The organism is Salinarchaeum laminariae (assembly GCF_023204835.1).
In the GTDB taxonomy this organism is placed as follows: domain Archaea; phylum Halobacteriota; class Halobacteria; order Halobacteriales; family Salinarchaeaceae; genus Salinarchaeum; species Salinarchaeum laminariae.
The window spans coordinates 592,128-616,359 of record NZ_CP096270.1; the positions used below are offsets into that span (position 1 = coordinate 592,128).

The following is a 24,232-nucleotide window of genomic DNA, read 5'->3' on the forward strand; positions in this document are numbered from 1 at the left end:
CTTTCGTGGGCGGTCGCTGTCGCGGTGACGTTCGGTAGGTCGAACTACCAAACACCCAGAAAACGACCAAAATTCCCGATAATAGCAGTCCCTAGACGCCCGTCGAGTACCGCAGATTGCCCGCGATCCCGCCGAAGGCGTCCATGAGCTGCTCGCCCTTCTCGAAGTCCGTCGAGATGAAGACCGTGTCCGTGCCGCGCTGCTCGGCGATGTTCATCAGATGCTCGATGACGTCCTCGCGGTCCTCCTCGTCGGTTTCGATTGTCTCGCCGCAGTCCGCGCAGTCGACGCTCTCCGGTGTGGCGTGGCGTCGATCGACGAGTTCGTAGGTCGTGTCGGTGCAGGCATCGCAGTCGGCGACGACGACGTCCTGGCGGAGGTCCTCGCTGAGGAGGAGCGTCTCGACGGAGCCCATCATGAGATTCTGGCGGGTCGCATCGAAGCCGTAGGTGGCCTCGCCCCCATCGTGGAGCTGCTTGAAGAACTCCTCCATGAGGTTCTTGTCCTGCATGATCTCCGCGTCGGCGAGCGCCTCCTCGCCCTGGTCGACGAGATCGTGGAGTCCGGACTCGTCGGTGTAGGAGACGTCGAACTTGCCGAGGACGAGATCCTGCAGCTCGTGGTGGAGATAGTCGCCGTCGAGGAATTCGTCCTTCGTCGGCGAGGGGCCGCCGACCAGGATGCCGTCCATCTCGTGGCGATCGGGAACGAACAGCTCGTCGGCCATCCCCGCGACCTCCTGATAGAAGTTGTCGATCGCTTCGAGTCGCAGGCGGGCGAATCGCTGTGCGGACTGACCCCCTTTGCGCTGCTTGCCCGGAACCAGCGAGGACGCCGATTTGACCGGCTCGACGCGCTTGCCCTTGAGCCAGCCCACGTTGGCCTCGCGCCGGTCGAGGACGATCAGCCCGTAGAGCCCCTTGTCCGCGAGCATGTACTCCAGCGGCTCCGTGAGGAAGTGAGAGTCGCAGTGGTAGCGGAAGGACTCGATGGGGTCCGGCGGACTCTCGAGAACCTCCGTCACCATGTCGGTCTGGCCGCCGCCGGCATCGATCGCGCCCGAGAACAGCACCATCCCGTTCTCCGGTGCCGCCTCGTAATACTGCAGCCGGGACTTGATCGAGGAGAGCGCGTCCTGGACGTTCGTCCGCGTCTGCTTGGACTTGATGTTGGAGGCCTCGCTGTGCTCCTGGGTGACGTGCGCCTGCACCTCGCTGATGCGGGTGCCACCCGGCACGTAGATCGAGACGAGCTGGGTCCCCGAGCCCTCGTACTCGTCGAGCTTCTCGATGACCTTCTTGAACTCGTACTTTTGTCGATCGCTCTGTTCGGCCTCCTGCTCGCTCATTGCAACAAAAGAGGCCCCGCGCGGTGTAAGTACCTGTTGAAGGTCGATCCGAAACGCCGTGGAGTGGTTTGATGTATGAGTCGTAGGCGAGGTGTTGGGGATTCGTCTGGACCCAGGCGATCGCTGACAGGACGAGGGGACGTACAACGCGTCTCGACGATTGTATTCGGAAGGTCGAGAACGAACCCACTGCTCTGTAGGGCTGCGAACCGAACAGTCATGTCAGCTCACGAACGCTGCCCCAGTTATTTTGCCTCCCGGGGAGATATCTGATACACATGTCTGAGGGTTCCGACAACACTGCCGGAGAACGGGTCGTCTTTGCAATGCTGGTTGGAGTGACGTTCGGAGCGGCACTCGGAACGACAGTTCTTCAAAATATCACACAGGGTATTGTTGCTGGTGTCGTCGTTGGGACACTCGCTGCTCTCGTCTTCCCAGCGTGGACAGACCGGTTCTTCGAAACGGTAACAGACAAACTCGAAGGTTGACATCCTCTTCGCTTTGAAGGGCGGGTTTTAGCCTTGAAACTTCAATAATCTGCTACACTGACCGATAAGTGAGTACCCTGTACCGACCATTCGAATCGACATGCCAGCACTCCTCGGCTCCCGGGAACACGCACGCGGTCTACGCAGTATCTCGAGAGCACGTGCCTACGGCTGAGACCACTGCAGGTGCAACTGAACGCAACCGTTAACATTTCACGAGGAGAGGTCTCGAAACATGGCCACCTACCCGCAAGACGGACCCACGAGCTTCGAAGCGCTCCTGGAACCCCTTCCAGCGGACGTCCGTGACGTTGCAACTCGATTGCGGGAACTCATCCAGGCCACGATTCCAGACGCCGACGAATCGGTCTCTGGCGGAGCCAAAATGGGAATAGCGCTCTACAGTATCGGCGGGGCGAACAACGTCGTCTGTGGGATCCAGCCGACCGAGGACACGTGTCGGCTCTTCTTCCACGGATGGAAGCAACTCGAGGACGGCGGCTATCGTCTGGACGGCTCCGGCAAAAACGCTCGACACATCAAGATCCGCTCACCAGAAGAACTCGATCTGGACGACGTCGAGAAAATGATCGAGATCGCCGCCGAGGCACGCTGACCACGACCGAAGATGTGCCTCACTGATGGGTTGGCACGTCCCCAGGTACCTCGATCTTCGACAGCTTCCCATCCAGACTGTCAGCCGTGATAGGCTGAGACGAGAATATGCGAATCCTAAGAGGACACTCGCTACAGGACAGCAAACTGCTTAGAAGCCCCCTCCCGCTCGCGCCCGCTCGCTCGCTGTGCGCTTCGCTCGGTCGTTCCTCCCTCGTTGCAGTGCTTACTTCCCGAGCAAACGCGAGCAGTCGGCCCCTTCCAGTCCCACCCGGATGGGGCTGGTCGAGGCTCGCGAAAAGCGGTGGACCGGCCAAAATCGCGAAACCCCGGTGGATTGCGAAAGCTCGCGGTGACCGGCCGCCGGCGCAGTAGCGGTTCGGCGGCGGCCGCGGCAAAATGTGATCCAGGTGGTTCGAAACGGGGTTATTATAGGGGTCGGGGGCGGGCGTTGACGGTATGGACCGGTACGACGTGGCGATCGTCGGCGGGGGACCGGCGGGCGCCGCAGCAGCGTTCGAGGCCGCCAGCCGGGGCGCCGAGGCGGTCGTCCTCGAGAAGGGCGTCCCGCGCGCCGATCGCGACGGGATGGGGCCGGACTCGACGGACGCGGCAGGGATGCTCGACTACTGGATCGAGATTATGGGCATCGAGCCGGCGGAGCTACCCGACGACGTGATCCTCCAGGAGCTGTCGGGCACCGAGTTCGAGGGACCGACGGAGTCGCTCCGGCTCGAGCGCACCGGGATGGACGCAGCCTACCCGAACTTTGGCTACACCTTCCAGCGCGCCCGGATGGACGACTGGCTCATCGAACGCGCTGAAACCGCCGGCGCGGAGTACCGCGTGGGCGCCAGCGTCACGGGCGTCGAGCCGGATCTGACCGGCGACCCCGAACACACGCTCACGCTGCGGGACGGCGAGGAGATCGAGGCGGATCGCCTGATTCTCGCTGACGGCCCACAGCGCCAGGTGACGAACTGGGTGCTCGATCCGTTGCTCCCCGACGGCCAGGCGATCACGGATTACGTCGGCACGACCGAAGCGAACCACATCGCCTACCAGGAGCACCGCGAGTTCCCCGAGGACGCCATCGAGAAAGACATGCTGCGCTTCTGGTGGGGTGCCATGCCCGGCGAGACCGCCTACCCATGGGTCTTCCCCAACGACGGCAACGTCGCCCGCGTCGGGCTGACGATGCCGATCGGGCTCGATCTCGACGAGGTCGACGATCCCGAGGACTACCTCCTGCTCGACGCCGACGACGAGTCGATCCCCTCCGGCTCCGAGTACATCGAGCGGCTCCTCGAGCGTGCGTATCCGGAGTACGATCTCGAGGACTTCCCGCTCGTCGAGGACCGCGGCAAGAAAGGCGGCACCGAAACCTACGCGATCTCCTCGACGCGCCCGATCGACTCGCCGACCGGCGCCGGTATCGCCGTCGCCGGCGGTGCGATGGGCACGACCTCCGCGTTCCACGAGGGCGGCTACCACGTCGCCGTGCGCTCGGGCGCGATCGCGGGCGAGCTCGCCGCGACGCGCCGACTCGACGCGTACAACGACGCCTGGAAGGAGGCCATCGGCGACGAGATCCTCCGCAACGTCTCCTTCGCCGATATCGTCGCAGAGTACGAGCCCGCAGATTGGGACCGGGCGTTCAGCACCGCGCGGGATCTGCTGCAACGGAAAGGGTCGCTGATCGGCTTCTCGCCGTCGGCGGGGCTCTCGGGGCTCAAACTCTACGCGCAGTACTGGTGGACCAAGCGAAAGTACCGAGACGGCGGCTACGTCCAGCTCCACGAGCACGAGTTCGAGGTCTGATTCGCCGGTTTCTCCGGTTTTCCGCGCCCTTAGCGCCGTTACGGCCATCCCACGCGAGTGAGTCGCTCGCCCCCGAAACGTGGCTCTTATATGCCGAACGAGGCTCGTACACCGTATGACCGAGAACGACGCCGAGGCTACCGAGGACGCAGCCGAGGACGCCGAGGCCGAGGAAGAGCCAGACGGACTGCAGGACGGCGACTTCGTCCGGCTGTCCTACACCGCCCGAGAGACACAGAACGACGGCCTCGTCGACACGACCTCCCAGGAGGTCGCCGAAGAGGAGGGCGTCGACGAGGAAGAGCAGACGTTCGAGCCCCGCATCATCGTGCTCGGTGAGGGCCACCTCTTCCCGCCCGTCGAGGCGGACATCAAGGGCAAGGAGGAGGGTGACGAAGGCAGCGTCACCGTTCCCGCAGCAGAAGCCTTCGGCGAGAAGGACTCCGATCAGGTCCGTACCGTCAGCTCCGACAAGATCCCCGAGGACGAACGCTACCCCGGCGCGCACGTCAACGTCGACGGCGAGCACGGCCACGTCGAGGCGATCATCGGCGGCCGCGCACGCGTCGACTTCAACCACGCGCTCGCCGGCCACGACATCGAGTACGAGTACGAGATCCTCGACGTCGTCGAGGACCGCCTCGAGCGCGCCAAGGGCCTGGTCAACGCCTTCCTCGACATCGACCTCGAGATGTGGCTCGAGACCGACGAGGTCGAAGAGGAGACCTACGTCAGCCCCGGCGACGACGAGGACGCTGACGAGGACGACGAGGACGAGGGCCACTTCGAGACCGAGACCGTCGAGAAGGAGTCCCTCTACATCGAGGCGACCCCGCAGCTCACGATGAACCAGCAGTGGATGATGGGCAAGCAGCAGATCGCCCAGCAGCTCATCGACCGCCTCGGCATCGACCGCGTCGTCGTGCAGGAGACCATCGACGGCATGGGCGGCGGCCCGATGGGCGGCATGATGGGTGGCATGGGCGGCGGTGGCGGCGATATCGAGGACGCGCTGGAGGACGCCGACGTCGACGCGGACGAGCTCGTCGAGGAGCTCGAAGACGACGCCTGAGGCGCAGATTTTTCGGTTCGGTTCGCGAACTTTCTCTCGCGAGTCCAACTCGACAGCGACTGCAACAGCCGCCGTGGAGCCTCTCCCGTTCGTTCCCTGCTGGCTGTCAAGCAGCTACTGCTGACCGAGTGCCCCTCAGCCACCACGTGAGCGCACTCTACCAGTAGCGCTCTGCCGACAGCCGACCGAAGCGTAGCTACGGTGAGTCACGAAAGGGCGGGACTCCGGAAGGGGCCGACCGCTCGTCGCAGGTACCGACGGTGAGCCGAGCGGAGCGAGGCGAACGTCGAAAGACGAGTGAAGCGACGTCTTTCGGATATGCACGGCTGAGCGGAGCGACGCCGCGCGTGGTTCGAGAGACGCTTTGCGTCTCTCGTCACTGAGCGAGACCTTCGGTCTCGCGAGGTCGACGGGAGCGGTGCTCCCGTCTGATCTCGAAAATCTCCGATTTTCGGCGACAGCGAGGTAGAATCGTCGAGCGGGAGGGGGCTTCCGAAAGCGACTGCTGACACGCTGGTATAATCGCAGGGAGTGACTGTACAGGCTCCGCCGAAGACTTCTAGGCGATGTCCCGACTCGTGTCGATGTCGACTTCGCCGGTGAGCTGTAGCTTGATCGTCTCCGTCAACGGCTGGCCGCCGCGGAACTTCGGCACGGAGAGGAAGTTCACGAGGTCGGAGCCGCGGGTCGTCGTCTCGAGATCGAAGACGACGTCGGCCATGTGCTGGGTGGTGTCGCGGTTTTTCGGCGGATCGCCGCCGTCGAGACAGTGGAGGAAGGCGATCGAGCCGGTGTTGACCATGTGGGTCTGCAGTTCGTTGAGGAAGTTCGTGTAGCGTGCGTCCTCACGCCGTTCCAGCACGTCCACGGGGTCGATGATGAGGTTCGCGCCTTCCGGCAACGCCCGGATCAGACGGTTCGCCTGGTCGAGCGGCTCGCTGCCGGCGATGTCACGGACCGTCGGGCTGCCGACGGGCGCCTGCGTCGAGTCGATGGCGTCCCGAACGGCCTGGTCGGAGCGCTTGGTCGTGATGTAGAGCGTGCCCCTGGTGTTGGTGAGCTGGTAGAGCAGGAGTTCGGCCTGACTCGCGGGCGAGGCGCAGACGGCAATGAGACTTCCCGCGGGGATCCCCCCGGAGAGCTTCCTGTCGAGGACGTCGATCCCCGTTTCGAGCCGTGCTGGCATTCGGGATACACGTTGCAGCGGGATCGTGTATAAGGCTTCGGCCGGAATCTATTTGAGGGTGTGACAGATGTCGGACGCAGAGCACTCGTGCGTCCGCTCCGGATGGCCGGCGGCAGTTCGGTTACAGTCCGATCGTCTGGATTCTCGTCGTACGGTTCCGCACCAGATCGGCACCGATGCAGCCAGCCACCTCGCCGCTCGAACGGACCGACGGCCGCGAACGGCCGAAGGAACCCCCCGTCGTTCCATTTATAGGCGTGCTCGGGGAACGTACCCCGTATGAGTACCGAGGGCGCCCCCGACGACGAGATCACCGTGTCCGACAACGGGATCACGGTCCAGAAGGAGTTCAGTGCCGACGACTTCCCAGTCCCGGCGATCAGATTCCTCATCGCATCCGACCGATCCGAAACCGTCTCGGTCCGCCTTTCCGAGACGATTCCTGAGGAGTTCCCGATGGACGGCGTCGGCTTCCACCCGGACTATGAAAGCGACAACTGGGCAGCGTTCCAGGACCACCACGTCGAGTACGAGCGCACGCTCGAGCCAGACGACGAGATCGAGACGGTCTACGGCATCCGGATCGACGACCCCAGCGAGGCCAGCCCGTTCATGACCGATCCCGAGATCGCAGAGGTCAGCCCGGCCGGCGACAGCGTCACGCTCGAACCGGGCGAGGGCGAGTCCATCGACGGCACCACGATCGACGACATCGCGCCCGCGGAGGACGACGCAGCGGTCAAGGAGATGATCGGCGGGGAGGAGACGCCCGCGGATTCCGAAGCCGACGACGCCGACGGCGGACTGGACCTCGATCTCGGCGACGTCGACACCGAGCCCAACGAGACGGTAGCCGCGGAGGACGACGATACCGACGACGACGTGCCCGACATCGATCTCGGCTTCGACGAGGCGGCGCCCGACGACGTGGCGAGCGACGAGGAGGACGAGTTTGGAACCGCGGAGGACGACCTGGGCGACGCGGAGGACGTGGACCTCGATCTCGGCCTCGGTGAGGACGACATCGATCTCGACGAGGACGTAACTGAGGAATCCGACGAAGCGGCGGAAGGCGACGCGGCGGCAGACGACGCAGCCGAAGCCGATGAAAGCGCCGAGGAGGACGAAGAAGAGGAAACGCCCGACATCGAGATCGACGTCGACGCTGCCGAGGAGAAGGTCGAGGCAGCTGCGGACGAGGACGCCGGCGACGATGCCGAGGACGATACGCTCGCGCCCGATGACGACGAGCCGATCCTGGATCTCGGCGGCGCCGATGCCGACGATGGCGACGACGCTGAGTCGGAGGACGCAGATCTGGACGAGGACGAAGAAGAGATCGAGGCAGAGGAGGACGAGCTCGAAGCGGGTTCCGAAGCAGCGGACGTTGATGCTGCGGACGAGGAAATCGACGTTGCGGACGAGGATCTGGAAGCAGAGGACGCCGAGCTAGAAGCTGCGGACGAAGAGCTGGAGGCTGCGGACGAGGAGGCAGAAGACGAGGTCGACGAGGAGTCCGAAGCAGACGACGAAGAGCTGGAAGTGGACGCGGACGCCGACGAAGAGCTCGACGCTGCGGACGAGGATATCGCGGCGGACGCGGAAGCCGACGACGCGGCCGAGGACGATGGTACGGACAAATTCGACGAGGAAGAGGTGGCTGACGACGAAGACGACGGTGCTGAGGAGGACGAGACGGCAGAGGACCTCGAAGAGACCGAGGAGGGCCTGGACGCGGTCGAAGACGAGGAGGAGTCGGTCGACGAAGCTGTGGAGGCGGACGACGAGGATGCCGACAGCGGGATCGAGGCCGCGGTCGACGAGGCGGTCGCCGACGCGGAGGCAGCGGCCGATGAGCCTGCTGCCGCTGCGGCCGACGACGGCAGCGACGCAGAGGTGGAGGACGAGGAGGAAAGTGCAGACGAGCCGGTCGTCGCCGGCGCCGCAGCGGCGGCCCTCGCCGATCACGATTCGCTGGCGGGCGCGCTCGCTGCCGAACTCGAATCCGGCGACGTTCCCGAGGAGGAGCGCGAGGCGCTCGAGGACGCCCTCGACGTCGGTGACGACGGTGGATCGGCGTCGGCGAGTGCTGGCAGCGTCGAGGCGAAGCTGAACCACCTCCAGGGCAGGGTCGACGACGTCGCCGCCTACGCGAACGCGATGGAGGAGTTCCTCGACGAGGAGGGTACCGGCGACCAGCTCATCCAGGAGTTCCGCGAGGACGTCGCGGCCCTCGACGACGAGGTCGAGAACGTTGCCGAGCAGCTCGAGGCCGTCGAGAACGACGTGGAGGCGGCCTCCACTGACGTCGACGACCTCACAGGCTGGGTCGGCGACCTCGACGACGACATCTCGGAGGTCTCCGCGGAGGTCGACGCCGTCTCCGACGACGTGACCGCCGTGGATGAGGATCTCGCGTCGGCGACCGGCGAGATCGACGATCTGCAGGCGTCCGTCGACGACGTCGAAACGACGACGGCGGACGTGCAGGGCCGCGTCGAGAGCGTCGAGAACAACGTGGACAGCGTGGAGGACAGAGTCGGGAGCGTGGAAGGCTCGGTGAGCGACGTCGAAGGGCAAGTCGGCGACGTCGAGGACCGAGTCGACGGCGTCGAGAGCGAGCTGCAGGGCGAGATCGACCAGCTCCGGGACCGACTCGACGAGCTGTCGGCACTCGAAGACGAGCTCGACTCCGTCTCCGCGGACGTCGAGGACATCAAGGAGTGGCGCAGCCAGCTCGGCGAGATGTTCACGGACTGAGCGACACGATCCCGCTGATCGCGCCACTCGCGTCGATTCGATTCGTTTCTCGCGCCGATTCGGATCCGGTTCGGTCGTTTTGTTTCTGGTATTCTGACTCGAGCAGTCGATCGCGCCGATCGGAAACGCAACGGGTAAAGTCGACCGTGGCGGCCGTCTGCACATGAGCGAGCCGGTCGACGTCGCAGTGCCACGGAAGGGTCGCCCGCTGGAGGCCGTCCTGGGGCGACTCGCCGACCGGGCCGGCGACGCGAGCGCCGCGCCGGGGGCAGACGCCGACGCGACCGATGAGTACGTCGAGAGCGACGACGCCCCGACGGTCGCCGCGGTCGCCGACGACGTCATCTCGACGTTGCGCTATGAGAAGCAGATCACGAAGGACGACGCGAGCGCGGACGACACCGTCTACGAACGGCTCGCCGAGTACAGCGATCTCGACGCGCCCTACCGACCGGAGTTCACTCTGCTGCGAGACGACCGGGCCGGCCGACCCCGCCGAATCGTCTTCGACGCGATGACGCTGTGGATCGACGGCGTCGCGATCCGCCTGGTCGGCCGCGAGGAGCCGTTCCGCGCCGTCCGGACCCACGAGGTACCACTGGCGTTCGACAGCGCCGACCTCGTCCTCGAGGAGGTCGTCGAGCTGCGGCCCGAGCCACTCACCACGATCGAGGACCTCAACGCGCGGATCGATCCACAGGACACTGACGTCCGGGTCGCGACGGGGCTCGGCGACACGGTCTATCACACGCTGCTCGGGACGCCAGAGCAACGCCACGCGGAAGCGGACCAGCCCGTCGATCTCGATCGGGAGTTCGTCGCGAAGTACGAGGGGCCGCTCTGCGTCTCGCCGCGCTACGAACGTCTCGTCGCCGCAGTGCTCGGTACCGACGCTATCGATGGCGTCGAGTTCGTCCACCCCGAAAACGGTCGTGAAGAGGAGGCCGCCATCGCCGACGCGGGACTGGGCGTCTACCTCACCGTCACCGGGTCGACAGCCCGCGACCACGGGCTCGATCTCGGGACGAAGCTGTTTCCGAGCGAGACGGTGCTCATGGAGAACGTCGTCGAGACGGACTCGCCGGAGGCGGCCGTCCGCTCGCTGATCGCCGGCGAGGACATCGAGACGGCGCTGTCGGCGTCCTGAACACAGTCCATCTGCGACGGTTCCGGCGAACGCGTCGCCTCCCAACGCATTCAATTGACCCCCTCTCGTAGCGTCGCCAACTGTGCACTCGGAGGATCGACGCGTCGTCGGAACGGCGGCGGCGTCCCACGCGCTCGTCCACGCGCACGAGCTGTCGATCCCCATCCTCATCTCGGTCTGGCTGGCGGAGTACTCGGTGACGCCCGCGCTCCTGGGCGTCGTCGCGACGGTCGCCTACGGCTGCTTCGGCGCCGGCGCGCTCCCGGCGGGCGTCCTGGCTGATCGCGTCGGCGCGAGCAGATTGATCGGTGCGAGTCTCCTCGGCTCCGGCGGCGCGTTCCTGCTCGTCGGTGGTGCTGGCTGGCTCCCACTCGAGAACGTCGCCCCGCTCGGCGTACCCGGACCGGTCTGGGCGATCGCGCTGGCGCTGGCGATCTGGGGCGTTGCCGCGAGCGCGTACCATCCCTCCGGACTCACGCTGCTCAGTACCGCCGTCGAGCAGCGCGGGCGCGGGTTCGCGCTCCACGGTGCCGCGGGCAACGTCGGGATCGCGACTGGCCCGCTCCTCACGATCCTGTTGCTCGAGCTGGTCTCCTGGCAGACGGTCGCCGTCGTGCTCGGCGTCGGCGCCATCGTCGTCGGACTGTCGGCGACGGTGCTCGACGTTGACACGGCGACGGCAGACGCGACCACGAACGACGGCGCGGCGACGGCGAACGACGACGCGACTGCTGCGGACGACAGCGCGACGGCAAACAGTGCGACGGCCGACCAGGATGCCGAGACAGCCCCCGACGGGGGTGACGCGACTGCGGACGCGTCCTCGTCGCTCCGCGGCGAGCTCCAGACCATTCGCTCGGTGCTCGGTGGCCCGTTCCTCGTCGTGCTCGCGATCGTGATCGCCTCCGGGCTCTACTACCGCGGGGCGCTCACCTTCCTCCCGGAGATCCTCGCCGATCTCGACTGGCTGACGCCGATCGACGTCGGAAGCCGCGAGCTGCCCGCCGCTCGGCTCGTGTACGTCGGCGTGCTCGCCGTCGGGGTCGTCGGCCAGCTCGTCGGTGGGCGGCTCTCCGACACGCTCGAACCGTCTCGTGGCATCGCAGCCGCGTTCCTCGGCCTCGCGATCCTCGCGGTCGCCTTCCCGATCGCATCGGCAGCCGGCGCGGTCCCGCTACTCGTCGTCGCTGCGTTGCTGGGTGGCGCGCTGTTCGTCGTCCAGCCGCTCTACCAGGCTGCAGTCGCCGAGTTCACTCCCGAGGCCGCCCGCGGAGCGTCCTACGGCCTCACCTACCTCTGCGTGTTCGGGATCGGCGCGCTGGGTGGCGCGCTCGCTGGCGGCCTGCTCACCGTTGCGACGGCAGAAGCGCTCTTCTTCGGTCTCGCGGCGATCGCCGGCGTCGCCGCGCTACTCGCCGGCGGTCTCGCGACCGGGCGACTCGGTGGCGCCTGATCGCCAGCGACCGGCGGCGATCGCGAGGACTCGCCAGAACAAGAGTCCGACCGTAATCGTCCCGATCATCACGAGACCGAACGGCCAGACGGCACCGCCATCGACCAGTGGCGAAGTGCGAATCACGAGTCCGATTCCGACCCCGCCGACGGCCGCTGCAACCACCGAGCGCAGCTGCGTGGCGGCGGTCGCGGTCCGGGTCGGTTCGTAACAGCCCACGAGGAGCGCAGCGACGGCGAAGCCGACGAGGAAGGGGCCGATCGTGCCAGCCAGCTCTGCGGAATCGGTCAGACCGTCGACGCCGTTGTGATCGACGACGCCCCACCCGACGATGGCGACGATCGCGAGGTGGTCGCCGACGGCGAGGGCGAGTGCGTCTCGGTCCGGCACCTCGAACATGATCGGACTTGGGCCGGGAGGAGGTTAGTGCCTGCGGATTCGGGTGGCTCAGTACTCGTCCCGGGACTCCTGGGCAGCGGCGCGGAGGTTCTCCCCGCGCTCGGTCTCGACCGTCAGATCCGGGACCTCAGTGGGCTGCATCTCCTCGTCGACGGCCACGAACACGGCGTGGGAGGTGGTCGTTCGTTCGCGCTCGCCGGTGCGGGGGTTCTCGCGGTCGGCGGTGAGCCTGACGCGAACGCTGGTCTTTCCGGTCTGGTAGACGTAGGATTCGATGACCGTGATGTCGCCGACGCCGATCGGTCGGTGGAACTCGATGGGATCCATGCGGGCGGTGACGCAGGTCTCGGACGCGAATCGCATCGCGGACATCGCACCGACCTCGTCGAGCCACTTCATCACGTTGCCACCGTGGGCCGTCCCGACGGTGTTGGCGTGGTTGGGCTGGACGCGGTTGCGGTTCTCGATGTAGGTGTCGAGAAGTGAGGGCATGGTGGAACTGTCGCCCGGTTGCGTGATGAGGGTTTGGGGACGCAGTGGGCGATTCGATGACCGTCCGGACAGCGCCCGTGAGCAACCGGCACGTCCAGCGTGGTTTCCGAACCCTTTTGACTGACCGGTTGGTCAGGTTGTCGTGATGGACGATCCTGCTGCAGACATCATGGGTGCGACCTTTCGCGCCCTCTGCGATCACGGCTATGCGGAGCTGACGATGCGGGACATCGCCGAGGAGTCCGACCGAAGCAAGGCAGCCCTCCACTACCATTACGACGACAAGGAGGGACTGCTCATCGCGTTCCTCGATCACATGTACGATCGGTTCACCGACCGCGTCGGCGGCTACGGCGTCGAGGGTGACGCGGAGCTCTCCGAGGACGTCGACGCAACCGATCCGGACGAGCGACTGCGCGCGTTCATCTCGGCGGTCCTCCACCCCCCGAACGACGGCGAGGCGCGGGAGTTCCGAACCGCGATGCTGGAGATCAAGGCCCAGGCGCCCTACCAGGACGCCTTCCAGAAGCGCATCGCTCGCTTCGACGACTTCGTCACCGAGACCGTCACCGAACTCGTCGAGGCAGGGCAGTCAGCGGGGACCTACCACGAGGAGATCGACCCCGATCACGTCGCACAGTTCGTGCTCGTCGTGCTCGATGGCGCTGGCGCCCGTCACGTCGTCGCAGAGGTGCCGGTCGACTGCGCAGTCGCGTCCCTCGAAGATTATCTCGATGGCCACCTCGTGGACGCGAACGCCGGGCGCGCTGAGCCGGAGTCGAAGGCGAGCGAGCAACTGACCGACGGTGGGGAGACAACGGGGGCGTCCGACGAGTGACAGAACCGGAGGACGATTCGACCGGGGACGACGGATCCGGGGCGGACGGCACCGATCCGGCCACAGAGTCGGACTCGATCGTCGAGAAGATCACGGCCGTGTTCCGCGACCAGGATGACCTCGAGCTGACGGAGGGACCGATCGGGAAGCCACTGCTGTATCTCTCGGCACCGATCGTGATCACGAACCTCTTGCAGGTCGCCTACAACCTCGCGGACACCTTCTGGCTCGGCCAGTACAGCACCGACGCGCTGGCAGCCATCACGTTCGGGTTTCCGCTCGTCTTTTTCCTCATCTCGCTCGCGATGGGGATCTCGGTCGCGGGGAGCGTGCTGGTCGCCCAGTACACAGGGGCCGGGGAGGACCGCAAGGCGCAGTATGCAGCCTCCCAGACCGTGACGTTCGCGATCTTGCTCTCCGTCCTCCTCGGAGCGGTCGGATTCTTCTTCGTCGGGGACTTCGTTCGCTTCCTCGGCGCCGCACCCGACGTCGCACCTGACGCGACGGCCTACCTCGAAGTGATGTCGGTCGGACTCTGGGCGTTGTTCGGGTTCGGCGTGTTCATCGCGCTGAGCCGCGGAGCCGGCGACACCGTGACGCCGATGCTCGTCATGTTTGGAACGGTCGTGTTGAACGTCGCACTCGATCCGTTCCTCATCTTCGGCGTCGGACCGTTCCCCGAACTCGGGGTTCAGGGCGCCGCCATCGCGACGATCTTCTCCCGGGCCCTCGCGCTACTCGTCGGGTTCGGGATCATGCTCCGGGGCCGTCGGGGCGTGCAGATCCGCCCACGCGAGATGATCCCGTCGCCGAGCTACATGGTCCGGCTCGCCCGGATCGGTCTCCCCGCCTCGATCGAGGGGACCGGTCGGTCGATCTCTGTCAACGCGATGTTGCTGGTCGTCGGGACGTTCTCCACACCCGTCGTCGCCGCGTTCGGCGTCGGAACGCGGATCTTCTCGTTGATCTTCATGCCCGCGATCGCGGTCGATCGTGGCGTCGAGACGATGACTGGCCAGAACATCGGTGCGGGAAAGCCCGACCGCGCAGCCGTCGCGAACGACTTCGCTGCGAAGGCCTCCTTCCTGATCCTCGCGGCCGTTGGGGTTGTGGTCTTCGTTGCGGCACCAGCCGTGGTGGACGTGTTCAGCGACGATCCCGAAGTGGTGCGCGTCGGTTCGGAGTTCCTGCGCTGGACCGCGCCCACCTTCGGCTTCATCGGCGTGGTTCGAGCCTACTCCGGTGGGTTCCGCGGTGCGGGACGGACGCTCACCGCCGCAGTGCTCGCGATCGTGATGCTCGGGTTCATCCGCGTCCCGCTCGCCTGGGTCGCTTCGCGACCGATCGACGTCGCGGAGCTCACAATCGAGGTTCCCGGCTTCGGGACGCTTAGCGCGGCCTTCCTCGCAAACACGCTCGTTGCCGACATCCTCGAGTACTCGATGGCAGAACAGGGAATCTGGCTGGCGTTCGCCGTCTCGAACGTCGCCGCGGCCGTGATGGCCTGGGCGTGGTTCTCGCGGGGGACCTGGCGCGACGCAGACCTGACCGAAGAGGGACCCGGCCCGGCACCGGCAGCGGACGACTGAGCCGGCGATCACGCGGAAAGGCCACTGCATCGCTCGCCGGCTGACCAGCCATGAAGTGCGTGGCTCCCGTACGGTCACGTGATGTCCTACGACACCGTCAACTACGAGACCGTCGAGCCGGCCGCACCGGGCATGCATTTCCTCCGCGATCCACTCGACGCGGAGAATCTCGGCGTCACCGTTCTCGACGCCGAGGAGGGCTGGGAGGGTATGGAACACGACCACGCCGAGGACGGGCAAGAAGAAATCTACGTGCTGCTCTCGGGAGCGGCCACCGTGACGATCGATGGCGAGGACGTCGACCTGGATGCCGGTGACGCGGTCCGGATCGACGCGGGCGCCAGTCGGGACATCACGGTCCACGAGGACAGTCAGTGGGTCCTCGCCGGCGCACCCTGATTCCGTGACGGGAGCCCAGGACACCGGCGACGCCGCAGACGCCGACGGAGACGTCACGATCCGCCGTGCCGAGCCGGCCGACGCGCCGCGACTGCGGGAACTCAACGAGGTCGCGCTCCGGCAGGTCGACGCCTACGCCGAGGAGGCCGTCGAGTCGGGAATGGACGAGGACCTCGAGGACGTCGAGGCGAACTACGTCGACGTCGGCGGCGACTTCCTGGTCGCGGAGGTAGCGGGCGAAGACCACGCTGAGTCCAGCGGCGACCCATCCATCGTCGGCATGGGCGCCCTCGAACCGATCGGCGAGGGGACGTTCCAGGCCGACGCGATCGTCCGGCCCGACGACGAGCCCGCCGGCGAGGTCACGCGGATGCGCGTCGATCCGGCGTTTCAGCGTCGCGGCGTCGGCACCCGGCTCGTGAATCGACTGGAGGAACGCGCCCGCGAACTGGGGTACGAGACGCTCGTCCTCGACACGACCGCTCGACAGGACGGCGCACAGCGACTCTACGAATCCTTTGGCTACGATCACGAGGAGACGGTGCAGTGGCGCGAATTCGAAGTCCTGTTGTACAGAAAGTCGCTGTAGCGGGCCCGCCTCCAGGGCGCCCTCAGTCGGTGTCTGCGAGCTGCGGCCGCCGTAGCGGGTCGTCGGCCAGGATCGCCACGACCACTCCTGCCACGTTCCCAACGGCGACGACGGCCACCGATGGGATGGCATCGGTGGATGCCAGCCCGAACGCCACCGTGGCAAGCCCGGCGGCGAGCAGGACCAGCAGTACGCCCAGGAACCCGAGGAGGTAGTTGCCGAGCCACTCCGTCGAGAGCGTCCCGGTGACGAATGGGTAGGTCGCGAGGGTCGCGATCCCGAGCGCCGCAGCCCCGAAGTAGGGAGCGGGGAGCGGCTGGCCGGCGACCTCGTTGACGACGCTCGCGGCGCCGCCCAGCATGAAGGCCAGTCCGAGGAACGCCTCCACGAACCACTTGGTCGAGGCCGCGGTCGACCGGGCGCGCGACGCCAGCGTTGCCATGGTCGTCGCTTGTGACGGGTCGCTTATGATCGTTTTGCTGAGCGGTTTTGCAGGAATCCCCGGCCCCGGAATCGCCAACAGGCTCCAGAGCACTCCACCGATCTAGCTGCCACTGTCGGGAAGCGTCGAAAAAAAAACGGCCGACCACTGTGGTCAGCCGACGGAAATTCGCATCAGTTGATCCACGCTACAGCGTGGTGGGGAGCACGCCCAGCGTGGCGTGGTCAGCCTGCGATTCGTGGCGTGTGGAACCGGTGTGGTGTGGAGTGGGCTGTGGCCGACTTCACATCGCCAGGACCGATCGAGGATCGGTCCCCGATGAAATTCTGTCTTCTACAGAATTTACATCGCGCCGCCCATGCCACCCATGCCGCCCATACCGCCCATGCCGCCGCCCATTCCGCCGGGCGCGCCACCGGGGCCGCCGGGGCCGCCTTCGTCATCGTCGCCGGTCTGGCCACCCTTCAGGTCGCCAGCGGCGATCACGTCGTCGATGCGCAGGATCATCACGGCCGCCTCGGTAGCGGACTCGATGGCCTGGGTCTTGACTCGGAGCGGCTCGACGACGCCGTCCTCGGAGAGGTCGGTGACGTCGCCGGTGTAGGCGTCGAGACCGGCGTTGGAGTCGCCGTCGGCGTGCTCGGAGCGTAGCTCGACGATGGAGTCGATCGGGTCGAGGCCGGCGTTCTCCGCGAGCGTGCGCGGGATGACATCCAGGGCCTCGGCGAACGCTTCGACGGCGATCTGCTCGCGACCGCCGACGGAGTCGGCGAAGTCCTGCAGCGCGAGGCCGACCGCGATCTCGGGTGCACCGCCGCCGGGGACGACCTTGCCGTCCTCGAGCGTGGTGCGGACGACGCCGAGCGCGTCCTCGATGGCGCGCTCGACCTCGTCGACGACGTGTTCGGTGCCGCCGCGCAGGATGAGCGTGACGGACTTCGCCTCGTCGACGTCCTCGACGAAGAGCTGCTGGTCGCCGCCGACGTCCTTCTGGGCGACGGAGCCCGCGAAGCCGAGATCGTCGGCCTCGACGTCGGAGACGTTGGAGACGACATTGGCGCCCGTCGCGCGGGCGAGCTTGCCGGCGTCACTGGACTTGACGCGGCGTGCGGCCAGGATGCCCTCCTGTGCGAGGAAATGCTGGGCCATGTCGTCGATGCCGTCCTGTGCGAAGACGACGTCGGCGCCGGCCTCGGCGAGCTCGTCGACCATCTCCTTCAGCTGCTCTTCCTCCTGGTCGAGGAACTCCTGGAGCTGGTCGGGGTCGGTGACGTTGACTTCTGCGTCGATCTCGGTCTCGCGGACCTCGAGTGCGTCGTCGAGCACCGCGACGTTGGCGTCCTCGACGGCGTAGGGCATGTCGTCGTGTACGCGCTCCTTCGAGACGATGACGCCCTCGACGAGCTCGGACTCCTCGATGGCGCCGCCGACGACGTCCTCGACCTTGATGTTGTCAGTGTCGATGCCGTCCTCGTCCGCGACGGAGCGGACGGCCTGGACGACGAGGCTGGCGAGGTGGTCGCGGGCGTTCTCCGCGCCCTTGCCGGTCATCGCCGTCGCGGCGATGTTCTCGAGGATCTCCGTGTCGGACTCCTCGACGTCGATGGCGATGCCCTCGAGGGCCTCCTTGGCCTTCTCGGCGGCCTGTCGGTATCCCTGCGCGAGGGTGGTGGCGTGGATCTCCTGGTCGAGCTGGTCCTCGGCCTTCTTGAGCAGCTCACCGGCGACGACCACTGCGGTCGTCGTCCCGTCGCCGACCTCGCTCTCCTGGGTCTCCGCGACCTCGACGATCATGTTGGCCGCGGGGTGCTCGATCTCCATCTCCTTGAGGATGGTGACGCCGTCGTTCGTGACGACGACGTTACCCGTGGAGTCTACGAGCATCTTGTCCATTCCTTTCGGACCGAGTGTGGTCCGAACGGACTCGGAGACCGCCTTGCCGGCGGTGATGTTCATCGACTGAGCGTCCTTCCCCGACGTGCGCTGACTGTCGTCGGAGAGCACGATCATCGGCTGGTTGCCCATCTGCTGTGACATAGGTATCCGGATGATTGATTGTGATTCTATATAAACCTTTTGCAGCCCGTCGGCGTATCGCGGGACGCGGACGCGTTCGTTGGGTGTGTCACTCGGTGACGGGCAGGGTTTTATATACTATTCCCGTGCCGAATTTCCAGTTTTCGAGGACTCACGGTCGGGCGATTCCGTATCGGCTAGGCATCTCGATCCGGGAGTTGTGAAAATCGAGTCTCGCGAAAGGGACCGTTCGAGCACGCAGCCACACAGGGCCGACCCGATGGGACGCAACGCCGCTGAGTTCGACGACTTCGTCGTCTCCTCGCCGGTCGTCCAGCTTTCCTCGCTCCAGACGTCACCGACGCGGTACTGCTCGGCCTCGGAGGGCTTTTGGTCGATCCGGCCCGAGATCGAGGTCGATGGAGGAGACGCCGACGGGCACCCCGGTCGGGGTCGACGATCCCTACGATCACGTCGACCGCTGCAATCACTGCACCGACGAGGGGACCTGCCGGTTCGCGTTCGATCGGTTCACCGCCGATCCGACGTTCGCCGAGGAGCGCCGCGACGACGAGTACCGGTGTCCCGTGGTGAACCCCGACGCCGACCGCGAGTGGGACGCCAGCGAGTGCCCGAACTTCACCTCGACCACCGACGGCAAGGAGTGCCGGCGCTGTGGCATCGAGGAGCGCCGGATGGCACACTCTAGCGATCGGCCGCTGATCGAGGAGCACCACCTGTCCTATGCTGGAAACGAGGCGCGAAGCGCCTCGGAACAGTCGAGTATCGCGGAACGCAGTTCCGCGGACCATTCGAGCGGGCAGCGCCCGCGAGAAGACGGCGACGGCGGAGAGCCGCGAGACGGGAAAGCGCCCGACGGCGAGGACGATCCAACCGACGGCGACCACGAGATCACCGTCGCGCTCTGCCGCTGGTGTCACACCAAGGTCCACAAATCCTGGGCCCGCATCGACGACGACGTTTCGCCCGATCCCGAAGCGATCGCGGCGCGGGAACAGCGCCGCGGCAGGGAGTTCGACGAAGCGAGCTTCGATACTGCGGCCGAGCGGTTCGGCGAGGACTGACGGTCCTCGGAGAAGAGCCACAGTTTTCAATCGACGAAGCCACCGATCCGGTATGAAGCGACGTACAGTTCTTTCGAAGGGGATCGGCGTCGCGGCAGGCACCGCTGCCGTCGCAGGCTGTATCGACAGTTCGGGCGGCGGGGACGGCGACTCGAACGACGGGAACGCAGGAGACGATACTGGCGAGGGGAGTACCGACGACGAAGGCGATGGGCCGAGTCCCACTGGCGAGAGCGGGATGGCCCGGCGGCTGGACGTCTCCCCCGCCTCGGTGCAAGAGAGCGTCTCCGTCGTGGCGATCGAGGAGGTCGAAGCCGCGGAGAAGCGACTCGAACTCGATATCACGCTCCGGAACACGGCGGATCAAGCGGCGCCGATGGATCACTACGGAATCATCCTGACCGGCTACGCGATCGATGAGCCGCGAGAGGACTCCAATCAGTGGATACGAGTGAGTACGCAACGGGAGTACGACAAGATCGATGTGCTAGAGACGCCGCCGGGAGAAACGGTCACGCTGGGGTACAGTATCGACGTGCCCTCGGATGCAGACGCGACGATCGAGAGCTACGCGGTGACTGTCACCTGCGATAGCTACGAGGATCCGCTACCCCCCGGCTGTGAATGAGCCCGTAGGTTCCAGCCGCCTGGAAACCGCTGCAGCACCGACCTCCCCCGCGCCAGCCGGGCAGAGTCCGACGGTGGCCGTCAGTGTGCTTGCAGAATGTCGCCGACGCGCCGGGGTTCCCCACGCAGATCCGGCCCCTTCTCGACCATCTGGAGGACCTCGTGATCGGTGACCTCCCAGTACGACTTCTGGGTGGCCTCCTCGATGAGTTCCTTCTCGAGGCGGAACTCGGTTCCCTCGTACACGACGTCGACGCCCTGCTCGTCGAACGCGAGTGACGTCATACCCGTCGTTCGGTCCGGGGTCTGAAAAGCGCCTCGCCGTCCACGAATACCGCCATCCGATCGAACGCTCTCAAGGCGATGGCCCACCGCTTTTGCCGCCGGCAGCCGATCATCCGGGCATGGCCATTACCGACCACGTCGAGGGCATCGTTCACGCGGAGACGCAGGTCCACGAGGACGCAGCCGCGATCGATCTCACCGCCGCCGAAATCTACGAGATCGCATCGCCTGGTCGCGTCGACTTCGGGGGCGGCGAGCTCGAACCCGCCGATATCGAACCACACGAACGCGTCTGGCGGAACGAGGACGACGACTACCAGTGGTGGCACCTCGACGCCGGGCAGTACGTCGTCGCGTTCAACGAAACCGTCGCCGTGGATGGGAGCATCGACGCCAGCGACGGCCGCCTCGTCCTCCAGCCCCGCGACGCGATCTTGGAGCGTGGCGGGAGCCACCCGACGCTGCACGTCGAGACCATCGAGCGGATCCCGTTCGCCGTTGGCGGCGCCGGCCTCCGACTCAAGGAGAACGCCCGGATCTCGACGCTGCTCGAGCCGTGAGCCCTCGCGCGATCGCCGCCCAGTAGCACTGCTTACCGCCCAAGACGCGCGCCTTTATCTCCACGGCCGCCTTACCCGATTCCATGGAAGAGACTGTCTTCGAGAGCGAGGGCCGGATGGAACGCGCGGAGATCGCCGAGTACCTGCGCGCCGTCGCGGAGTCGTTGGATCGCGGCGCAACCGTCACGTTTACCGAGGGCGAGGAATCGGTGAGCCTCGACGTGCCCGCCGAGCCCGAGTTCGAGGTCGCCGTCGAACACGAGGGACCGGAGGGCGCGATGACCGAGCGCTCGATCGAGCTCGAGATCGAGTGGGACGAGGCCGAGGAGGGCCAGGAAGCCGCGGGCGGCGAGCTGACCGTCGAGTAGCGGGTTCGAGCCGACGAAGGTGGAGCCGCTGACCCCCGGATTTCTCTCCTTTAGCCCCAGCCCTCGAGCACCCGCTCGTGCTGATCGGGGTCGTGGCCGTAGATCACCGTGGCGTCGTGGCGGCGCTCGAGGTCCTGGAGCGTCCGGATGCTCTCCGTCCAGGCCTGGCGATCCCGCAGGAGACTGGCGCCGAGTGGCCGCTCGTCGTGGTAGTTCGCCTCGAGTTCGGCGACGTCGCTGCCGAAGAGGAGCGAGCCATAGCCGTCGAGGTGGACGAGCATGCCCATGAGTCCGGGCGCGTGTCCGGGCAGGCGAATGAACTCGATTCCCTCGAAGAACTGCGTCCGATCCTGGTGGACGATTCGCCAGTCGAGGTCGTGGTCGAAGTCCTCGCGCACGTAGCCGCCACCGTCGCCGCCGGGCGTGCAGGCGCTGTAGTACGCGAACTGGAGCTCTTTCTCGTGGACGTAGATCGGGGTATTCGTGCCATCGAAGGCGTGGAGGCCACCGGCGTGATCGACGTGAAGGTGCGAGCAGACGACGGCGTCGATATCTGCGAGGTCGTAGCCCGCGTCCGCGAGGTCCGCCTCGAGTGGATGATCTACAGCGTCGGGCTGCTCGAAGGTCGCGTACGTCGCCGCGGGCCAGTGCCCGTCGCCGGCGTCGGGGTGTGATCCCGTGTCCCAGAGGATCGTCCCCTCCGGGTGTTCAATCACGAGATTGTAAATCGGCGTCTCGATTCGCTCGGCCGTCGGTTCGGGCTCGGTCGCGGTGGAGACCGTCGCTGCTTCGAGGTGGAAGTTCACGTCGCTGTAGATCGTGCCGCGGTGGATGCCCTGAATCGTCGCGTCGACCATAGGATCGCTCGGGTCGCCAGCCGCTTACGTGTCGGTGGTCGTGCGTGATCGGGTCCCACACGGTAGCGTCCGCTGGCGCCCACATAGCAACCGTTAACGGCCCCCCACGGCTTGCCGGAGGTATGAAGGTACTCGTCACCGACCCGATCGCGGAGGAGGGCATCGAGTTCCTCCGCGACGCGGGCCACACGGTCGAGACGGCCTACGACGTCGAAGGGGACGCCCTGCTCGACGCGGTCGCGGACGCCAACGCACTGATCGTCCGCTCTGGCACCGACGTCAACGAGGCAGTGTTCGACGCTGCCGACGACCTCGTCATCGTCGGTCGCGCCGGCATCGGCGTCGACAACATCGACATCGACGCGGCGACCGACCACGGCGTCATCGTCGCGAACGCGCCGGACCCGAACGTCCGCGCGACCGCCGAGCACACGGTCGGCATGATGTTCGCTGCCGCGCGCTCGATCCCGCAGGCCCACAGCCGGCTCCAGAACGGCGAGTGGGCCAAAAGCGAGTATCTCGGCACCGAAGTTAACGGCAAGGCGCTGGGCGTCGTCGGCCTCGGCCGCGTCGGCCAGCAGGTCGCCAAGAAGTGCGACGCGCTCGGGATGGACGTCGTCGCCTTTGATCCCTACATCTCCGCCGAACGCGCCGAGCAGATCGGCGCGACGCTCTACGAGGACCTCGACGACGCGCTCGCGGAAGCGGACGTCGCGACGGTCCACACGCCGCTGACCCCAGACACCGAGGGGCTGCTGGGCGAGGAGGAGTTCGCCCAGCTCGAGGACGGCTACATCATCAACTGCGCCCGCGGCGGGATCATCCAGGAGGACGCACTCGCCGAAGCCGTCGACGACGGCGTCATGCAGGGCGCCGCGCTGGACGTCTACGAGACGGAGCCCCTGCCCGAGGACTCGCCGCTGCTCGACGTCGACGAGATCGTCACCACGCCCCACCTCGGCGCGAGCACCGCCGCCGCCCAGACCGGCGTCGCAACGCTCACCGCCGAGCAGGTCCTGGCCGCCTTCGAGGGCGAACCCGTCCTGAACGCGCTCAACGCACCGTCCGTCGACGAGAGCGCCTTTCCGCGCATCGAGCCGTACATCGACGTCGCCGAGACCGCCGGCAAGATCGCCGCCCAGCTGTTCGACGGCCGCGTCGAGTCCGTCGAGGTCCGCTATGAAGGCGACATCGCCGAGGAAGATCTCGATCTCGTCACGGCCTCGGCGCTCAAGGGCGTCTTCGAGCCCCTCGAGTGGCAGGTCAACGCCGTCAACGCCCCGCAGGTCGCGGAGGACCGCGGCGTCGACGTCACCGAGTCCAAATCCCACCAGACCGAGGACTTCCAGAGCGTCGTCCGCGTCACCGTCGCGAACAACGGCGAGGAGATCAGCGTCGACGGCACGCTCTTCGCCGGCGAAGATCCCCGCATCGTCCGCATCGACGGCTACCGCGTGGACGCGATTCCCTACGGCCACATGCTCGTCGCCCGGAACCGCGACGAGCCCGGCGTCATCGGCCTCATCGGCACCACGCTGGGCAGTCACGACGTCAACATCGCGGGGATGTTCAACGCCCGCGAGACCATCGGTGGCGAGGCCCTGACCGTCTACAACCTCGACGACGATGTGCCCGACGACGTCGTCGAGGAACTGCTCGCCGACGACCGGATCACCGAGATCCGCGAGATCACGCTCGACGGCCGGGAGTGACCGGTTGTTCGGGCGTCCTATCGTAACTCTCCGGGGACGGCATCGATCGCTCGCCCCAAACGTCGTACACGGGGATTTATT

The 24,232-nt window shown here is 66.4% G+C and carries 24 protein-coding genes; 16 read left to right on the forward strand and 8 right to left on the reverse strand.

The window, feature by feature from the left end; all coding sequences use genetic code 11:
- Positions 1–91 precede the first annotated feature (91 nt).
- Positions 92–1,348 carry a peptide chain release factor aRF-1 gene (gene prf1 / locus MXF70_RS02825; RefSeq protein WP_248517221.1) on the reverse strand — a complete coding sequence of 419 codons (1,257 nt, stop codon included), beginning with the start codon at positions 1,346–1,348 and terminating at the stop codon, positions 92–94.
- Positions 1,349–1,626: 278 nt separating this feature from the next.
- Between prf1 and MXF70_RS02830 the strand changes: the two genes are divergently transcribed.
- The 4 genes from MXF70_RS02830 to MXF70_RS02845 all read left to right on the forward strand — a co-directional run bounded on the left by MXF70_RS02830 (position 1,627) and on the right by MXF70_RS02845 (position 5,347).
- Positions 1,627–1,839: a hypothetical protein gene (locus MXF70_RS02830; RefSeq protein WP_248517223.1), complete on the forward strand. Its 213-nt coding sequence runs from the start codon at positions 1,627–1,629 to the stop codon at positions 1,837–1,839.
- A gap of 235 nt (positions 1,840–2,074) precedes the next feature.
- A complete protein-coding gene (locus MXF70_RS02835) occupies positions 2,075–2,455 on the forward strand; it encodes a DUF1801 domain-containing protein (protein ID WP_248517225.1) in 381 nt (126 codons plus the stop codon).
- A gap of 458 nt (positions 2,456–2,913) precedes the next feature.
- Positions 2,914–4,275: an NAD(P)/FAD-dependent oxidoreductase gene (locus MXF70_RS02840; RefSeq protein ID WP_248517227.1), complete on the forward strand. Its 1,362-nt coding sequence runs from the start codon at positions 2,914–2,916 to the stop codon at positions 4,273–4,275.
- Positions 4,276–4,390: 115 nt separating this feature from the next.
- Entirely contained in the window at positions 4,391–5,347 is a 957-nt protein-coding gene (locus tag MXF70_RS02845; protein WP_248517229.1) for an FKBP-type peptidyl-prolyl cis-trans isomerase, read from the forward strand.
- A 559-nt stretch (positions 5,348–5,906) separates the two neighbouring features.
- Here MXF70_RS02845 and MXF70_RS02850 read toward each other — a convergent pair.
- On the reverse strand, positions 5,907–6,533 hold the full coding sequence (locus MXF70_RS02850) for an RAD55 family ATPase (protein ID WP_248517231.1): 627 nt from the start codon (positions 6,531–6,533) through the stop codon (positions 5,907–5,909).
- Positions 6,534–6,812: 279 nt separating this feature from the next.
- Here MXF70_RS02850 and MXF70_RS02855 point away from each other — a divergent pair, with 279 nt between their 5' ends.
- The 3 genes from MXF70_RS02855 (at position 6,813) to MXF70_RS02865 (ending at position 11,893) form a co-directional block, all read left to right on the forward strand.
- Positions 6,813–9,293 (forward strand): hypothetical protein, encoded by a 2,481-nt coding sequence (locus MXF70_RS02855; protein WP_248517233.1) that lies wholly within the window; start codon positions 6,813–6,815, stop codon positions 9,291–9,293.
- Between the two features lie 163 nt (positions 9,294–9,456).
- Positions 9,457–10,440 (forward strand): phosphoribosyltransferase HisG-related protein, encoded by a 984-nt coding sequence (locus MXF70_RS02860; protein WP_248517235.1) that lies wholly within the window; start codon positions 9,457–9,459, stop codon positions 10,438–10,440.
- An 82-nt stretch (positions 10,441–10,522) separates the two neighbouring features.
- A complete protein-coding gene (locus tag MXF70_RS02865) occupies positions 10,523–11,893 on the forward strand; it encodes an MFS transporter (protein WP_248517237.1) in 1,371 nt (456 codons plus the stop codon).
- Here the strand turns inward: MXF70_RS02865 and MXF70_RS02870 are convergent.
- Both MXF70_RS02870 and MXF70_RS02875 read right to left on the reverse strand, forming a co-directional pair.
- On the reverse strand, positions 11,849–12,292 hold the full coding sequence (locus MXF70_RS02870) for a DUF3054 domain-containing protein (RefSeq protein ID WP_248517239.1): 444 nt from the start codon (positions 12,290–12,292) through the stop codon (positions 11,849–11,851). The genes MXF70_RS02865 and MXF70_RS02870 overlap by 45 nt on opposite strands.
- Before the next feature lie 48 nt (positions 12,293–12,340).
- Entirely contained in the window at positions 12,341–12,784 is a 444-nt protein-coding gene (locus tag MXF70_RS02875; RefSeq protein ID WP_248517241.1) for an acyl-CoA thioesterase, read from the reverse strand.
- 145 nt (positions 12,785–12,929) lie between these two features.
- Here MXF70_RS02875 and MXF70_RS02880 point away from each other — a divergent pair, with 145 nt between their 5' ends.
- The 4 genes from MXF70_RS02880 to MXF70_RS02895 all read left to right on the forward strand — a co-directional run bounded on the left by MXF70_RS02880 (position 12,930) and on the right by MXF70_RS02895 (position 16,199).
- Positions 12,930–13,622: a TetR/AcrR family transcriptional regulator gene (locus MXF70_RS02880; RefSeq protein WP_248517243.1), complete on the forward strand. Its 693-nt coding sequence runs from the start codon at positions 12,930–12,932 to the stop codon at positions 13,620–13,622.
- A 77-nt stretch (positions 13,623–13,699) separates the two neighbouring features.
- Positions 13,700–15,211, forward strand: a complete 1,512-nt coding sequence (locus MXF70_RS02885) for an MATE family efflux transporter (RefSeq protein WP_259370409.1) — start codon at positions 13,700–13,702, stop codon at positions 15,209–15,211.
- An 81-nt stretch (positions 15,212–15,292) separates the two neighbouring features.
- Entirely contained in the window at positions 15,293–15,610 is a 318-nt protein-coding gene (locus tag MXF70_RS02890) for a cupin domain-containing protein (RefSeq protein WP_248517245.1), read from the forward strand.
- Between the two features lie 4 nt (positions 15,611–15,614).
- Positions 15,615–16,199 carry a GNAT family N-acetyltransferase gene (locus tag MXF70_RS02895; RefSeq protein ID WP_248517247.1) on the forward strand — a complete coding sequence of 195 codons (585 nt, stop codon included), beginning with the start codon at positions 15,615–15,617 and terminating at the stop codon, positions 16,197–16,199.
- 22 nt (positions 16,200–16,221) lie between these two features.
- Here MXF70_RS02895 and MXF70_RS02900 read toward each other — a convergent pair whose 3' ends face one another.
- Both MXF70_RS02900 and thsA read right to left on the reverse strand, forming a co-directional pair.
- Positions 16,222–16,641 (reverse strand): hypothetical protein, encoded by a 420-nt coding sequence (locus MXF70_RS02900; protein ID WP_248517249.1) that lies wholly within the window; start codon positions 16,639–16,641, stop codon positions 16,222–16,224.
- Between the two features lie 342 nt (positions 16,642–16,983).
- On the reverse strand, positions 16,984–18,666 hold the full coding sequence (gene thsA / locus MXF70_RS02905; protein ID WP_248518353.1) for a thermosome subunit alpha: 1,683 nt from the start codon (positions 18,664–18,666) through the stop codon (positions 16,984–16,986).
- A gap of 410 nt (positions 18,667–19,076) precedes the next feature.
- Between thsA and MXF70_RS02910 the strand changes: the two genes are divergently transcribed.
- Together MXF70_RS02910 and MXF70_RS02915 are read left to right on the forward strand one after the other, a co-directional pair.
- On the forward strand, positions 19,077–19,742 hold the full coding sequence (locus tag MXF70_RS02910; protein ID WP_248517251.1) for a DUF7097 family protein: 666 nt from the start codon (positions 19,077–19,079) through the stop codon (positions 19,740–19,742).
- 52 nt (positions 19,743–19,794) lie between these two features.
- Complete coding sequence (locus MXF70_RS02915) at positions 19,795–20,370, forward strand: hypothetical protein (protein ID WP_248517253.1); 576 nt, start codon at positions 19,795–19,797, stop codon at positions 20,368–20,370.
- Between the two features lie 80 nt (positions 20,371–20,450).
- Here MXF70_RS02915 and MXF70_RS02920 read toward each other — a convergent pair whose 3' ends face one another.
- Positions 20,451–20,654, reverse strand: coding sequence for a DUF5800 family protein (locus tag MXF70_RS02920; RefSeq protein WP_248517255.1), 204 nt, complete (start codon positions 20,652–20,654; stop codon positions 20,451–20,453).
- 119 nt (positions 20,655–20,773) lie between these two features.
- On the opposite strand from MXF70_RS02920, the gene MXF70_RS02925 reads away from it, so the two are divergent.
- Positions 20,774–21,214 (forward strand): dCTP deaminase/dUTPase family protein, encoded by a 441-nt coding sequence (locus MXF70_RS02925; protein WP_248517257.1) that lies wholly within the window; start codon positions 20,774–20,776, stop codon positions 21,212–21,214.
- An 83-nt stretch (positions 21,215–21,297) separates the two neighbouring features.
- Positions 21,298–21,582 (forward strand): amphi-Trp domain-containing protein, encoded by a 285-nt coding sequence (locus MXF70_RS02930; RefSeq protein WP_248517259.1) that lies wholly within the window; start codon positions 21,298–21,300, stop codon positions 21,580–21,582.
- Positions 21,583–21,632: 50 nt separating this feature from the next.
- On the opposite strand, the gene MXF70_RS02935 is transcribed toward MXF70_RS02930, so the two are convergent.
- On the reverse strand, positions 21,633–22,439 hold the full coding sequence (locus MXF70_RS02935) for an N-acyl homoserine lactonase family protein (RefSeq protein WP_248517261.1): 807 nt from the start codon (positions 22,437–22,439) through the stop codon (positions 21,633–21,635).
- Between the two features lie 122 nt (positions 22,440–22,561).
- Here MXF70_RS02935 and serA point away from each other — a divergent pair, with 122 nt between their 5' ends.
- Positions 22,562–24,151 (forward strand): phosphoglycerate dehydrogenase, encoded by a 1,590-nt coding sequence (serA, locus tag MXF70_RS02940; protein ID WP_248517263.1) that lies wholly within the window; start codon positions 22,562–22,564, stop codon positions 24,149–24,151.
- Positions 24,152–24,232 lie beyond the last annotated feature (81 nt).